The organism is Colwellia sp. MB02u-6 (assembly GCF_014077095.1).
Taxonomy (GTDB): Bacteria; Pseudomonadota; Gammaproteobacteria; order Enterobacterales; family Alteromonadaceae; genus Cognaticolwellia.
The window spans coordinates 56517-71435 of record NZ_JACGVG010000032.1 but is presented as its reverse complement, the minus strand read 5'-3'; the positions used below and the strand labels follow the sequence as shown (position 1 = coordinate 71435).

The following is a 14919-nucleotide window of genomic DNA, read 5'->3' as shown; positions in this document are numbered from 1 at the left end:
TAGTGTGGGAGTTCCCATGTGAGAGTAGGACATTGCTAGGCTTCTATTTAGAGAGACCCGTAGCTAACGCTACGGGTTTTTTGCTTTCTGGCATTTGATAAATAAAGCTTGAGATTTGAGCATTAGATTGCTGTAATCTCAAAAACTAAAAAGCGTTAACAAAACCCTCCAACCTCAATCAATAGCTAGTTTTGAATATCTTATATCAAGATACTAGTACAAAATGACTTGATTATTTAACTACTAGTTTTTATTATGTATATGATTATTTAAGTGCAAATTTTCAATACAAAAAGTATATTACAATAGATTCATATTCGATATACCCTATGTAAATGACCTACTTCTACGTAAAAATTCCCAATGAAAGTATGATATTGTCAAATTTATGAATAAAATCTTAACTCCTGAACATCCATCTATAAACTCAAGTGTAAAAATCGGTATTATTGGTGGCGGTGTGGCGGGCTCCACTATTGCTTTACGTTTTGCTGAATTAGGCATCAATACTACTTTGATAGAAAAAGGCAAGAGTTTGGTGAATGGTCCTCCCTTTTGTCATTTGCATGCCGGTGGTAATTTATATCGAGAGATTTCTGAACAACAATGTATAACACTGTTGGAGCAGTCGATAGACACAGTAAAAGTTTTCCCACATAGTGTTAATTATCGCCCAACTATTATTGCCTTACCAAAAACAGATCAAGGTGAGGTTATTGACCTATTCCCTCGATTAATTAAACTGCGTGAACGTTACGCTGAACTCGTCCAGCAAAATATTAGTAATAAAGTGCTGGGTGATCCGGAGCAATATTTTCTGCTATTTGACCGGAATACTTTAGAGGGCTTAGCGCAACGAGTTTTACCCACTCAGATTAAAGCTAATGAAGACTGGTTGGTGGCTTTTGCTCAACAAGTGGATTTAGATAAATTAAAATATCCCGTTCTGCTTGTGCAAGAATATGGTTGGTCTGCTTTTCGTATGGCTGCTATTGCCACACTCGCGATTGAAAAGTTAGCTTGTTGTCAGCTAAAACTTAATAGCCAAGTCGTCAATATTGAACACCAAACTAGCGAAAAAAAGTGGCGTGTAACTTATAAACAACCAAATGATGACAATCAACAACAGACTGATTTTGATTATGTTATTAACGCCTGTGGCTTTAAGAGTGGTGAGATTGATGACATGCTGCATGCTAAGCGCGAACGCATGGTTGAATTTAAAGCTGCGTATGTTGCTCATTGGTCAGAATGCCAGGGCTTGTGGCCGGAAGTGGTTTTTTATGGTGAACGTGGCACACCCAATGGCATGGCACAGCTAACACCTTACCCTGATGGTTATTTTCAATTACATGGTATGACACAAGACATTACTTTATTTGAAGAAGGTTTAGTGACCAGCGTCGAGCAGAGTGCACAGCCTAGATTATTATCGCGGTTTATTAAAAAAATTGAGCAACAATGGCCGGAACAGTTAATAAATGACAGAACTGCTGGTTCTATTGAGTACCTTGCACAATACATAACTAATTTTTCACAAGCAGACGTTGCGGCTAAACCCATGTTTGGTGCACAACAAATTCCTGGCGATGATGCCACCTTACGTGCGGCAGATGTTTCTTTTTATGGTAAGCATTATGCTCGTACCGAAATAGTAAAAGCATCTTCTGCATTGACAGCCGCGGATGTTATTTTACAAAATTTGCTTGATGTTGGTTTAGTTAGCTCAGCGCAAGTAGGTGAGCATTTACAAGACTATTATTTTCCTGTCACTTTGCAATGTTCAGAAGCAGAGGTGACCAATAAAGCGATTATGTTTGCTCTCCAGCGGGATTATCCTGCAGCGTTAGCGAAAAATATGATGTTAGCTAATTTTATGTTATCTGAGTAAGTCTAACAACTCAGCGAAGGTATCTAAGCACCAATCAGGTCGATAGACTCTAATATCTTCGCCATAGTTATATCCATAAGTTAAGCCAATGCTTTCTATGTTTGCCGCCTTTGCCGCCAAAATATCGTTTTTAGAGTCACCTATCATTATACATTGCGCTACTGAGACTTTTAACGTTTCACAGGCGTGTAAAAGTGGTAAGGGATGCGGTTTGCGCTCGATTAAACTGTCGCCACCGAGTTGTAACTCAAATAAACCCTTAAGTCCAAAACCTGTAACAATAGGTTCGATAAACTCTGTGGGTTTATTGGTGATAATCGCTAACCGATAACCCTGATTCTTTAAGGCTACTAAAGTTTCTCTTACTCCCGTATATAAGCTTGATTCAACGCATAAACATTGTTGGTAGTAATTTAAGAAAATCGCCAAAGCCTTGTTTACTTTTTCTTCACTTGAGCTTTTATCTGAAGCTGTATGATTGTTCAAAGAGTGATGCAAAGCACGTTCAACTAAGGTTTTTGCACCATTACCTACCCAGCCACGGATAATTTCTTGGGGAAATGTTGTTAAGTTTAATGCTAGCAGCATTTGGTTTATCGCTGCAGCAAGATCGGGAGCACTATCAACTAAAGTGCCATCAAGATCGAATAACAGTACGGTTTTATGTTCTGGGCTCATCTGAACCTCTCCTGTAATAAAGTATTTATCGCGCTAATGCATCACTTTTAATATAAAAATGTGTTTATTTATCAATGTATTCTTTTATTTTTTAGATGAATTACTTCTACTGTTTTATCCGCTGTATTGATTTTCTTTAGTTATTGGCTACTTGTGCCAGTTAAAGTTATCCAAAGCTGCGTTGAACCAAAGTTACAATTAATACTTCTCCACATAAACTGAGTTGATGTGTGTAGATATATCTTTCATTATGGTTAATTAGGTAGTTAACTAACTCAAGGGTCACAAAGCTTTATTTCAACCAAATTCGAGGGTATCTATTACCCTTCTCGCCTCTGCTATTGTGCAGTCGGTACGTTGAATGAGCTCAGAGACTGTTATCTCAGGTTTGTGTTGAGCAATAGTTAATAACATGTCAAAGCCTAAACTCTTACGCTGCTTAGATAGGTGTATTGCTAGCCATTGCCAACTTATCTCTTCACTTTGCTCTATTAGGCTAATAGTTTGTTCTAGTTGCTGAAAATTTGCTTTTAACTGCCAGTTTCGTGAGCGACCAATACGGCTAATTTCACAGCCTTGCTCACGGATTAAGGCTTTAAGTGCATAGGCCTTTAGCACCCGACGTAAAAAAGAGGGTAGAGCAATATAAGGGACATGATTTTTTGGCGTTTTCATCAGACGTTAGTCATAACAACTGGCATTGCTGAGAATTATTTGCCATAGATAAAAGGTTACCATTTTTTCTTTGGTTGAAATAGTAAGTCTAAATCATCTTCTTCTTTTTTAGTTTTTTTAGCGGCATCTTTAGCATTTGTATTGTTCAACGCAGAAGTAATATCTTCTAGCAAGTTTTGTATTTCTTCACGCTTGCTAAGACAGTATTCAGTTTGAAGAGGGCTTTCTGATATCGTTTGTAAGGCTTTTTCTAAATATTGTCTTGCCGACCCTAGCATTTCTTTTTGATAGGCTATTACGCCACGTTTTTGCAAGGTTTCTACGCCAATTTTAAGTTGCATTGCTGATAATTTATGTTCTTCTTGAGCAAAGGTTTGTGCATCTACATTACCTTTTAACTGTTCTGATTTTAATATTACTCGCAGTTTTTTTATGCATTGCAAAGCGGTGACTAATTGTTGCTCATTGTCAGGCAAAATAAAGATTTGCTCATCTGCTTCATGGCTAGTGTTAGATGTACTAGTGCTAACACGCCCTTGCATTTCTCTTATGCGTTTAATTAATGACTGATCATCTGGTAATATTTTCGCCATAGATTTTGTTGCATTTAAACTGCGGTTATTAAGTATCAGAACTAAATGTGGATTATTTGGTAGGTTGGCAATACTTAAAAGTAATTCTTCCGTTTCATCGATTATGGCTTTTTGTTTTGCTGCTTTAGTTCGCTTCTCTCGTTGTACTTTTTCTTTGTGCTGTTGAATTGCACCCAGTACCACGACAATGATAATTAAAGCGATAATTAAAGCGAAGATAATGCCCATATTTAATTCTCTATTATGATAAATATAAATTACTAATGCGCCAGTTTACAAAAATTGTTCGATGATGCAAAGGATAAAGCGGCATCTTTTAAGTATTTGACTGCATTAGCTTGTTTGTTACATTTTAAGTGCTCGATTCCACTAAGCGATTAGCGCTTTATTTTGTGATTAAATAGGTAATCAGTAAGTTATTTGCACCTAATGTAAAAAATAATATGGAATAAATGTCTATTTAAGTATATATTTTTCGTCTAAGAAAACTCTGAATGGTAATTATGAAGCTGCAACAACTCCGCTATATCGTCGAAGTACTGAATAATAACTTAAATGTTTCCGCTACCGCTGAAAGTCTTTTTACCTCGCAACCTGGTATTAGTAAGCAAGTACGAATGCTGGAAGATGAACTAGGCATTCAAATTTTTGGTCGCAGTGGCAAACACCTAACTCATGTTACGCCTGCGGGTAATGAAGTTATTAACATAGCGACAGAAATATTGTCGAAAGTTGAAGCGATTAAAGCGGTTGCTCGAGAACATACGCAACCCGATGAGGGCAAGCTACGTATTGCGACCACTCATACTCAAGCGCGTTACGCGTTGCCTGAAGTGATCCAAGGCTTCATGAAGAAATATGCAAAAGTTTCATTGCATATGTATCAAGGCACACCTTCTCAAATTAGTGATGCGGCAAGTAAAGGTGATGCTGACTTTGCTATTGCGACCGAGTCTTTACATTTGTACAACGATTTAGTGATGCTGCCTTGTTTCCATTGGAATCGCAGTATTATTGTAAAAGCGGATCATCCACTCGCTAGTAAACAAAATATTACTATTGAAGATATCGCTCAATACTCATTGGTAACATATGTCTTTGGTTTTACTGGTCGCTCAGAATTAGATGCAGCTTTTAATGAAATGGGTGTTGAACCAAAAATTGCTTTTACAGCAACTGATGCTGATGTAATTAAAACTTATGTGCGGCTTGGTGTAGGTGTTGGAGTGATTGCCACGATGGCAATGGATCCAAAAATAGACCATGATTTAGTGACTATCGATGCAAGTCATTTATTTAGTCCAAGTACAGTTAAAATTGGTTTTAGGCGTGGTACTTTTTTACGGGGTTATATGTTTGATTTTATTGAACGTTTTGCACCACATTTAAATCGAGACTTAGTCACTAAAGCTATTTTATTGAAAAATAATGCTGAGATAGATGAAATGTTTGCCAATATTAAGTTACCTGTGCGTTAAACGTTAAACTAGCTATAAAAAAACCGTATTATTTAATACGGTTTTTTTGTTTTTAAGAGCTTATTTTTAGATGAACGTAAATACTAACACTCAGTAATATTAACCGCTAAGCCACCACGTGAGGTTTCTTTATATTTGGTTTTCATATCATTACCTGTGTCCCACATAGTTTTGATCACTTTATCCAATGATACCTTTTGCTTACCTGTACCTCTAAGCGCCAAACGAGAAGCGTTGATCGCTTTTACTGAACCCATGGCATTACGTTCGATACAAGGAACCTGTACTAGGCCTCCTACGGGGTCACAAGTTAATCCTAAGTTATGTTCCATACCTATTTCCGCGGCATTTTCTACTTGCTCTGGTGAGCCACCCATGATTTCTGTTAATGCACCCGCGGCCATTGAACATGCAACACCTACTTCTGCTTGGCATCCGCCTTCTGCACCAGAAATAGTAGCATTGGTTTTATATAAAATTCCTATGGCAGCCGCGGTTAATAAATAACGAATACAGTCCTGGTTATCTACGGGTTTAATAAATTTATCGTAGTAAGATAATACAGCAGGAAGAATACCTGCCGCGCCATTGGTTGGCGCCGTCACCACACGACTGCCAGCCGCATTCTCTTCATTTACCGCTAAGGCAAACAAATTAACCCAATCCATGGCTGACAGTGGATCGGCATTTTTTTCAACGCATAGTGCTCTATGTAAAGCAGGAGCTCTTCGGGTGACCTTTAAGCCGCCTGGTAATATACCTTCGGTGACTATGCCACGTGCAATACTTGCCTTCATGGCGTCCCAAATTTCTATCAGACCCGAGCGAATACTGGACTCGTCTTGCAAACATTTCTCGTTATCCATCATGATGGTACTAATACTTAAGCCTTTTTCGTTGGCTATTTCTAATAGCTTATCAGCACTAGAAAAACGGTGAGGGCGATCAATATTGGCATGAGTTGATAGGGCTTTGTCTTTTTCTTTTTCAAAATCGGAATCTTTAACAATAAAGCCACCACCAATGGAGTAATAGGTTTCTTCAAAGATCACAACATCATCACTATAAGCAAAAAATGTCATGGCATTAGCATGTGCGGGCAGGGTTTTTCTGCGATGGTAAATAATGGCATTCACTTTAGGGAAAGCGACAAAACTTTGCATATTCAAGTTTATTTTTTCGCTCGCTACAACCTCAGCTAAAATAGATTCTATAGAATCAACTGGAATGGTTTCAGGGCTTTGCCCAGTTAACCCTAGAATAACGGCTTTACCGGTACCATGACCAATACCTGTTTGACCTAATGAGCCAAACAGTTCACATTTCACACGATCTGTCTTAATTAATTTATTATCTGCTATAAGATTTTTAACAAACAATTTTGCTGCTTTCATTGGGCCAACGGTATGAGAACTGGATGGGCCAATTCCGATTGAAAACATATCAAATACACTAATCATAAGAAAACCTGAATAAATACTGTTATAAGTGGGTGGAAGTAAAATTTTGTTCGGTTATTGTAGCTGAAAGCTTTCAGTATGCAAAACAAAATATCGGTTCAATAGGTATAACTATAGCTAATATTTTTTATCGGTTGGCTGAAGAGTGAGATTCATTAATTGACTGTTCATTTAATGAGTATCACGCTAGTTTCTTTGGTTTAATAAAATACTCAAGTCATGCAACATAGCAGCGGTTGCCCCCCAAATATTGTAGTGTAGATAAGGCATATAGTGCACATTGTGTTGCTTGCCATTGTGATAAACGGGTACTTGAATATGATGTTGTCGTTGTAAAAAGTGTGATAAAGGCACATGAAACACTTCTGAAACTTCATTTAGGTCAATTTGATAGCTGCTGTTATTTGATATAAGGGCGACTATGGGCGTTACTTCATAACCTGAAATAGTTTGGTAAGGTTTAAGTTGCCCAAGGACATCTATGCAGCTAGCCTGTAGGCCTATTTCTTCTTGTGTCTCACGCAGTGCTGTTGCGGTCATATCATCATCATAGTGCTCTACTTTACCACCTGGAAAACTGATTTGACCTGGGTGATGGGTAAGATGACTGGCACGTTTGGTCAATACCACTTCAAGCTGGCCTTGATGAGGGACAATGGGGATCAACACCGCGGCACTTTTAAGCTTATGTTGGTAGCGAAATTTATGTGCTGAAGCGGGTAACGCTTGCATTTGAAAGCGCTGTATAAATTCTTCTCTAGTCATACACACCTTAACATTACTTTAAAAGTGCCTAGTTATCTGGTGCTACTTGGCGTTCGGGGGACTTTATGTTGGATACTCTAGCTTAGATTATACCAAGTTTAGTTGGCTTAATACCGGCAAAATTTTACGCACTTTATCGTAAGTTTCTTGATACTCGCTGTCAACATTTGAATCGGCGACTAAACCACCGCCAGCCCAACAATGTATTTGCTGATTATGACAAACTAAAGTGCGAATGGTGATGCTAGTATCCATATTACCGCAAGCTGACAAATATCCAATAGAGCCACAATAAATACTACGTTGGTGAGGCTCTAATTCTTCAATGATATCCATGGCTCTTATTTTTGGTGCACCGGTAATAGAACCGCCAGGAAACGCAGCACGTAATAAATCACTGCCATCATACTTCGGGTCTATCTTCCCTTCAACCGTGCTAACTAAATGATGCACGGCTGGAAAGCTTTCAATGGCAAAAAGTGCTGGCACGGTTACTGTACCGGGCAGACAAACACGACTAATATCATTACGTAACAGATCAACTATCATCAAGTTTTCTGCTTTATCTTTACTGGCTTGCTGCAGTTCAATGGCGTTAGCTTGATCTTGGGCTGCATCATCGCTGCGTGGGCGTGTACCTTTAATCGGTTTACTTTGTACCTTATTATCGACCAATTGTAAAAATCGCTCAGGTGAAATACTTAAAATAGCACTCTTTTCAAAACGTAAAAAAGCTGAAAAAGGAGCTATATTTGCTTGTCTCAAGGCACAATAGGCTTGATATTCGCTACCGGCATACTGGGCGGTAAAACGCTGGGCTAGATTAATTTGATAACAATCACCAGACAGTAGGTAGTCATGTACTTGTTTAAATTTATCACGATATTGTTCAGGCGCCATATTTGATTGCCACGGCGTAGTTAACTTGAAATTATTTTCTGGTACTTTTAGTTCCACGACTTGCTCAGCAGCTTGCGCTTTATTTTGCAAAAGGGCGCGATTGAAAAAAGTAATAAAAGCCGCTCTTTGTTCATCAAGACATAACAACCAAAACTGTTGTAATTTTCGATCATAAATTACTGCATGTTGGTAGATCCCAATGGCCATTTCAGGTATATCAATATCTTTATTGTTTTGCTGTTTTATGGCCTCAAAACGTTTACCTAAATCGTAGGCGAAATAGCCGACTGCACCGCCTTTAAAAGGCAAGTCGTGTTCAGTAATGTCGAGATGACTAAAGATCGCCTTTTGTTCACGTTTTAATAACAATAATGGGTCGTCATGACTGTGATACTCACTGTTGTCGAGTTTATGGTTAATGCGAGTGACATTACCCACTGTGGTTAGCGTGGTATTAGGTTGCCAAACCATAATGTCATAGCGGCTATCAACATGGTTGCTTTCACAGGAGTCTAGCCACATTGCCCAAGGTTGCTCAGCAAGTGTGGCAAAAAGTGACTGACTATTAAAGCTTAGATCAAGCTGAAGTAATTTAGTGGATAGCTGCGTTGGGGAATTAGTTGGCAAAATATTCTCACAGGTTTTATGTTAAGTCATTATCTTCAAACTGCCTTGAGCTATTCAATGCTGGAGTTTGAAGTGGAGTTGCTATATTTGATCGCTATTATTAGACCATTTGATACTAGTAGGTCTTTAACAAGCAAGGTATGATATCGGCAAATTTATAACTTTCAACTCTTCTCTCGCCCAATTAATAAAAAAGAGACCGTTATGGCCATTATTAAACAAAAAGATTTAATCGAAAGTGTTGCAGACGCGCTGCAATATATTTCTTACTACCATCCGCTAGATTTTATTCAAGCACTTGAAAAGGCTTACCACAAAGAAGAAAGCCAAGCCGCTAAAGATGCCATTGCGCAAATATTAATTAACTCGCGTATGTCGGCTCATGGCAAGCGACCTATTTGTCAAGATACCGGTATTGTTACCTGTTTCGTCAAAGTGGGTATGGCTGTGCAGTGGGATAGCACTGATATGACAGTGCAGCAAATGGTGGATGAAGGCACTCGCCGTGCTTATCTTAATCCTGATAACCCATTACGTGCATCTATTGTTTCTGACCCGGCAGGTAAGCGCATCAACACGAAAGACAATACGCCAGCGGTTGTGCATATTGAGATGGTGCCAGGTGATCAAATAGACGTGATGATCGCGGCCAAAGGTGGCGGCAGTGAAAACAAATCTAAAATGGCGATGTTAAACCCAAGTGACTCGATTGCCGACTGGGTTGTTAAAACTTTACCCACTATGGGCGCTGGTTGGTGTCCGCCCGGTATGCTAGGTATAGGTATTGGTGGAACGGCTGAAAAAGCGGGCGTATTAGCTAAAGAAAGCTTAATGGAACCAGTAAATATTCAAGACCTTATCGACCGTGGTCCAGAAAATGCGGAAGAAGAATTACGTTTAGAAATTTACGATAGGGTAAATAAACTCGGTATTGGCGCTCAAGGCTTAGGTGGTTTAACAACGGTTGTTGATATCAAAATCATGTCAGTGCCGACTCATGCGGCGTCAAAACCAGTAGTGATGATCCCAAATTGCGCGGCGACTCGTCATGTACACTTTCATCTTGACGGTTCGGGTCCTGCCGACTTAACGCCACCTAAGTTAGAAGATTGGCCAGAAATCACCTGGGAAGTAGGTGAAAATGTTCGTCGTGTTAACGTTGATGAGTTATCAAAAGCGGATATTAGTACCTGGAAGACTGGCGAAACCGTTTTACTTAGTGGCACCATTTTAACTGGTCGTGACGCGGCGCATAAACGCATTCAAGAAATGTTAGCTGCTGGAGAGAAGCTGCCGGTTGACTTTACTGATAAATTTATTTATTACGTGGGTCCGGTTGATGCGATAGGCGATGAAGCAGTGGGCCCAGCAGGACCAACAACAGCAACCCGTATGGATAAGTTTACTGAAATGATGCTTGCAGAAACGGGTTTGCTCGGCACTATCGGTAAAGCCGAACGTGGCCCTGAAACCGTTCAGTCGATTAAAAACCATAAGTCGGTCTATTTAATGGCGGTGGGCGGCGCAGCCTATTTAGTTTCTAAAGCGATTAAGAAAGCAAAAGTAGTAGCTTTTGAAGATATGGGTATGGAAGCTATTTACGAATTTGTGGTTGAAGATATGCCAGTCACTGTCGCTGTTGATAGTTTAGGTGAATCAGTTCATGTCACTGGGCCAGCAATTTGGCAAGTGAAAATTGAAGAGCTAGACAGAAAATCAAACGAAAAATAACCCATTATATTTATCAAAACGCCCATTAGGGCGTTTTTTTTGGTCAAAATAAAGGTAACTTAATCTCAATAAAACTAGCCAAAAACACCCGCGAAACACTACTGAGACATTACTCATGCGTTATTAATATGTTAGGTTAAAAGTGGAGCCGTTGTTTAATATAATAAAAAAGATAATTAATTAATTGCATAGATATTCTGGATTTATGCTATAAAATTTAACTAATTCATCTAGTTATAAAGCTAGATTTGAAAGGTTGCAAATTATTATTTGATGAATAGCTAGCTGTTGCAACTAAAATTAAGCTTTGTGACAAGATAGAATTAAAATAGTGATTATTTTGTGTGGCATAAATTTAAACGTGTCTTTTTAGGCTATTGATAAATTGTTTGTATTTGCTAAATATGTATTCATTAACTAACCCGAGTTGATGTTAAATAACGATTACCCTTATTAATAAAGTATGCTTTAATAACTGTTAATATTTACAGTATTTGGCTTTACAATGAATTCACTATCCAACTCTTCACTGAACCCGCCGCTTAACTTTCCATTCAATTCACCTTGGTTAGCTCTAGATAATTTCCCTGTCTTGGTTTTTATGGTGTTAGTGTTAATTATTAGTTTAATTATCATTGCATTAGTGTTATTTCGGCAAGTAAAAAATAGCCAAGTATCCTTTTTAGCCCAGCAGCAACTTTTGCAGCAGTTAGTTGAAAAAGTAAACCTTAGTTATGAAGTTAACGGCAATAATCAACAGCAACTACAACAACAGTTAAGTTTTAATCATCAGCAATTAGCTCATCAGCAAAGTGAACTGAAAACTTACTTTGAGCAGCAAATTTCTGATTTCAAATTAAAATTATTACGCCAACATGGTGAGCAAGGTGAAAAACAAGCGCAGCAACTGTATAGCCATAGTGAGCAACTTAAAAAGACCTTATATGAACACCACGTTACTTTTAATGATAATCAACGCAACGCCACAGAACAATTATCTAGCCAACTTACAGCAACCTCTAAACTTGGCCGAGAAGAAATGGCAAAATCACTGCATTTATCCAGTGAGCAAATGGCTAAAAGAATTGATGAATTAACGATTTCAACCGATAACCGTCTCAAAGATATTAGTGGTCAGGTCGAAAAGCGTTTAGCCGACGGCTTTGAAAAAACCACTAAAACCTTTAATGACATTTTACAACGATTGGCCTTAATTGATGATGCACAGAAAAAAATTACTGAACTGTCCACTAATGTGGTGAGCTTGCAAGAAGTACTGTCAGATAAACGCTCACGTGGTGCTTTTGGCGAAGTACAGTTAAATGCTTTAATTCGTAACGTATTACCAGAGCAGCACTTTTCACTGCAACATACCTTGTCAAACGGTAAAATTGCTGACTGTATTTTGTTTCTACCTAAGCCTACCGGTAATGTGGTTGTCGACTCCAAGTTTCCGCTAGAAAGCTTTAAAAAAATGGCTGACAATACCTTAGGTGAATTTGATCGTAAAGCAGCCGAGCGACAATTTAAAATTGATATTAAAAAGCATATTAATGATATCAGTGATAAATATCTTATTGAAAAAGAAACCGCTGATGGCGCGATAATGTTTATTCCAGCAGAAGCTATTTTTGCAGAAATACATGCACACCACGGTGACTTGGTTGATTATGCCAATAAAAAACGCGTTTGGTTAGCCTCGCCAACGACACTTATGGCGATTTTAACCACCGCACGTTCAGTGTTAAAAGACGAAGCAACCCGCAAACAAATACATGTTATTCAAGCGCATTTGTCGCACCTTTCAACTGACTTTTCTCGCTTTAAGGGTCGTTTTGCCAATTTAGCAAAACATATTGATCAAGCGGCAAGTGACGTAAAACAAATCCATACCTCAGCGGATAAGATTAGCAACCGTTTTGATAAAATAGAGCAGGTAGAGTTAAAGCAAGAAGAAATTGAAAAAGAAGCCGAGGAAGAAGAGAGTGTAGCGATAACATAGGATTAAATAGAACTATAACTTGAGTGTACTAGCCGCAGTAGGTTAATGCTCAATCATGATCAGGGCGATAAATTATTTGCTCATGGCTGACAGTAAGTGCTAACAGCGAACGCTAAATACCAAGTTGCCCTCGTCGATATTTTACCTCGGTATTACGCTTGGGTAATAACATCACAGCTTAATACTAAACAAAGTTTCAAATTAGCCAAGTCAGTATTATATCGAGCTAACAAGGCTTTCAGTCAAAATATGCTTTAAGCTAGTTAAGATTTCGGTATAGATACGAACTAGAGTTGGATGATGATGCTTTTAAAAAGTCCCTATACTAGAGGAGTATAGGGACTTTTTAAATTGATGGTTTTACGCTAATAGCGCTAAAGAAAAAGTTAATCATGTCATTAGCAATTACATCTATTTAACTTAATTTTATTTAAGCCAAGCGAATTTAATTTAATATAGCTACATTGACAAATACTACCGTTAACAATAACGGACAAACAAAGCGTAAATAATTGCCCCATATAGGTAACCATTTCCTGCCTTCTTGCAAAGAAACATCACGTAGCTTGTTACCGCGTTTCCATAACCAGCCAACAACAATAAAGTAAAACAAACAGCTCAGTGGCTGTAAAATAGTCGTAAGTACACGAATGACCATGCCAAACAGGCTATCAAAAAATGTGATTATGGTCATACTGGCGGTTAATACAATGGCTGATACCAACCAAGTAGCCTTAGAGCGGCTAATATTTTTACCTTCAACAAGATAAGAAACAGGTACTTCTGTTGAAGAAATGGTTGAGGTGAGGGCAGCAATTGATAATAACGAAAAAAATCCTATGGCTACTACCATGCCTATGTTGCCCATAGAGTTAAAAAGCTCAGGCAATATGTTGAAAATAAGTTGGCCTTCACCAATTAACTTATCACCTTGAAATACTTGCTGTCCGGCGGCTTCTGCAACATAAAGTGCTGGAATAATTAATAAACCAGCCATAAAAGCAATAAAGGTATCGAGTGCGGTAATAGAAATAGCGAGCTTACCTATATCGTCATCTTTCTTCATATAAGAGCCGTAAACCATCATGCCACCGACGCCAATAGAGAGTGAGAAGAAGGCTTGGCCCATGGCAGAAATAATTAACTTTGGATTAGTGACCTGTGAAAAATCGGGTATTAAATATGTTCTTAAGCCTTTTTCTGCACCGGGTTGTTGCAATATATAAGTAATTAACGCGACTAGCATGATCAATAAAACTGGCATTAATCGCGCAGACCATTTTTCAATGCCGGCGTTAACCCCTTGATGAATAATAGCCGCGCCAAGTAATATAAAGACGGGTGTAAACAATAAATTTCTTAACGTGCTTGATGTAGCAAGCCACTGAGAAATTTCATGATAACCCAATAATTCTGCAAGTGGTGATATTGCATGTGCGAGCATCCAGCCAGCCACAATGGTGTAGAAACTTAACATCATGATGGCGCCGCCTAAACCAATCAGACCGGCATATTTACCAAGCCTAGGTGAGGTATCGCGACAAGAATCTTCTAATGCTGAAACTGGGTTTTTCTGTGCTTGGTTACCAATATAAACTTCGGCATAAAGTGCCGGTAGGGCAAGTAATATGGTAACGACTAAATAAACAAATAAAAAGGCGCCACCACCATTATTGGCTGCTTGAGTTGGAAAACCCCAAATATTGCCTAAACCAATGGCCGAACCTGCGGCAGCGAGAACAAAACCTATTCTCGAATGAAATGAATCTCTGATATTACTCATAAATGATAATTATTATTGTAGTTATTAATGCTTTGGTTTGAGCTTACCTAGTTAACACGGGTTAGCAAAGTTTTTTTAACGATTTATTGGTTTTGATTTTATGTTTTTATCATTTTATTTTCACAGGGTGACTTATGGGCTATTAAACCGGCAATAGTTAATAGAACGTCAAGGATTAAAATTTTAAATGTACAATAATGGTACGAGAAGATGGACAGTGTAAAAGGTAAACTGTTTAAAAATAAGCTGCTAAGACACTTTGTGTTTCATTATCTTATCTAAATCGATGGCCTGCACTAAGATAAAGTAAACACAAAGCTATTAATCAATAGTTTT

General features: G+C 38.3%; 11 protein-coding genes. 4 read left to right on the top strand and 7 right to left on the bottom strand.

Annotation, left to right across the window (positions count from 1 at the left end):
- Window positions 1-388: 388 nt before the first annotated feature.
- Window positions 389-1891 (top strand): FAD-dependent oxidoreductase, encoded by a 1503-nt coding sequence (locus H4J46_RS08405; protein ID WP_182233072.1) that lies wholly within the window; start codon window positions 389-391, stop codon window positions 1889-1891.
- On the opposite strand, the gene H4J46_RS08400 is transcribed toward H4J46_RS08405, so the two are convergent.
- The 3 genes from H4J46_RS08400 to H4J46_RS08390 form a co-directional block, all read right to left on the bottom strand.
- Entirely contained in the window at window positions 1880-2569 is a 690-nt protein-coding gene (locus tag H4J46_RS08400) for a phosphoglycolate phosphatase (RefSeq protein WP_182233071.1), read from the bottom strand. The two genes, H4J46_RS08405 and H4J46_RS08400, sit on opposite strands and share 12 nt — an antisense overlap.
- Before the next feature lie 297 nt (window positions 2570-2866).
- A complete protein-coding gene (locus tag H4J46_RS08395; protein ID WP_182233070.1) occupies window positions 2867-3244 on the bottom strand; it encodes a ribosome recycling factor family protein in 378 nt (125 codons plus the stop codon).
- A 56-nt stretch (window positions 3245-3300) separates the two neighbouring features.
- The gene (locus H4J46_RS08390; RefSeq protein WP_182233069.1) at window positions 3301-4065 is read right to left on the bottom strand and encodes a hypothetical protein; all 765 of its coding nucleotides are present in this window, start codon (window positions 4063-4065) and stop codon (window positions 3301-3303) included.
- 275 nt (window positions 4066-4340) lie between these two features.
- Here H4J46_RS08390 and cysB point away from each other — a divergent pair, with 275 nt between their 5' ends.
- Window positions 4341-5315 carry an HTH-type transcriptional regulator CysB gene (gene cysB, locus H4J46_RS08385; RefSeq protein ID WP_182233068.1) on the top strand — a complete coding sequence of 325 codons (975 nt, stop codon included), beginning with the start codon at window positions 4341-4343 and terminating at the stop codon, window positions 5313-5315.
- Between the two features lie 83 nt (window positions 5316-5398).
- On the opposite strand, the gene H4J46_RS08380 is transcribed toward cysB, so the two are convergent.
- The 3 genes from H4J46_RS08380 to pabB all read right to left on the bottom strand — a co-directional run bounded on the left by H4J46_RS08380 (window position 5399) and on the right by pabB (window position 9067).
- Window positions 5399-6775, bottom strand: a complete 1377-nt coding sequence (locus H4J46_RS08380) for an L-serine ammonia-lyase (RefSeq protein ID WP_182233067.1) — start codon at window positions 6773-6775, stop codon at window positions 5399-5401.
- Between the two features lie 186 nt (window positions 6776-6961).
- Window positions 6962-7540, bottom strand: coding sequence for a CoA pyrophosphatase (locus tag H4J46_RS08375; RefSeq protein WP_182233066.1), 579 nt, complete (start codon window positions 7538-7540; stop codon window positions 6962-6964).
- Between the two features lie 87 nt (window positions 7541-7627).
- Entirely contained in the window at window positions 7628-9067 is a 1440-nt protein-coding gene (gene pabB, locus H4J46_RS08370) for an aminodeoxychorismate synthase component I (protein WP_220462978.1), read from the bottom strand.
- 204 nt (window positions 9068-9271) lie between these two features.
- On the opposite strand from pabB, the gene H4J46_RS08365 reads away from it, so the two are divergent.
- A complete protein-coding gene (locus H4J46_RS08365) occupies window positions 9272-10798 on the top strand; it encodes a fumarate hydratase (RefSeq protein ID WP_182233065.1) in 1527 nt (508 codons plus the stop codon).
- A 505-nt stretch (window positions 10799-11303) separates the two neighbouring features.
- Window positions 11304-12800 (top strand): DNA recombination protein RmuC, encoded by a 1497-nt coding sequence (locus H4J46_RS08360; RefSeq protein WP_259365742.1) that lies wholly within the window; start codon window positions 11304-11306, stop codon window positions 12798-12800.
- 445 nt (window positions 12801-13245) lie between these two features.
- Here the strand turns inward: H4J46_RS08360 and H4J46_RS08355 are convergent, their stop codons facing one another.
- Window positions 13246-14583: a sodium-dependent transporter gene (locus tag H4J46_RS08355; RefSeq protein WP_182233064.1), complete on the bottom strand. Its 1338-nt coding sequence runs from the start codon at window positions 14581-14583 to the stop codon at window positions 13246-13248.
- Window positions 14584-14919: the final 336 nt, after the last annotated feature.

What these genes read in the sequence shown, in the direction of transcription:
- H4J46_RS08405 (WP_182233072.1), top strand. Translation starts at nt 389, where the DNA reads ATGAATAAAATCTTAACTCCTGAACATCCATCTATAAACTCAAGTGTA.
- H4J46_RS08400 (WP_182233071.1), bottom strand. Translation starts at nt 2,569, where the DNA reads ATGAGCCCAGAACATAAAACCGTACTGTTATTCGATCTTGATGGCACT.
- H4J46_RS08395 (WP_182233070.1), bottom strand. Translation starts at nt 3,244, where the DNA reads ATGAAAACGCCAAAAAATCATGTCCCTTATATTGCTCTACCCTCTTTT.
- H4J46_RS08390 (WP_182233069.1), bottom strand. Translation starts at nt 4,065, where the DNA reads ATGGGCATTATCTTCGCTTTAATTATCGCTTTAATTATCATTGTCGTG.
- cysB (WP_182233068.1), top strand. Translation starts at nt 4,341, where the DNA reads ATGAAGCTGCAACAACTCCGCTATATCGTCGAAGTACTGAATAATAAC.
- H4J46_RS08380 (WP_182233067.1), bottom strand. Translation starts at nt 6,775, where the DNA reads ATGATTAGTGTATTTGATATGTTTTCAATCGGAATTGGCCCATCCAGT.
- H4J46_RS08375 (WP_182233066.1), bottom strand. Translation starts at nt 7,540, where the DNA reads ATGACTAGAGAAGAATTTATACAGCGCTTTCAAATGCAAGCGTTACCC.
- H4J46_RS08365 (WP_182233065.1), top strand. Translation starts at nt 9,272, where the DNA reads ATGGCCATTATTAAACAAAAAGATTTAATCGAAAGTGTTGCAGACGCG.
- H4J46_RS08360 (WP_259365742.1), top strand. Translation starts at nt 11,304, where the DNA reads ATGAATTCACTATCCAACTCTTCACTGAACCCGCCGCTTAACTTTCCA.
- H4J46_RS08355 (WP_182233064.1), bottom strand. Translation starts at nt 14,583, where the DNA reads ATGAGTAATATCAGAGATTCATTTCATTCGAGAATAGGTTTTGTTCTC.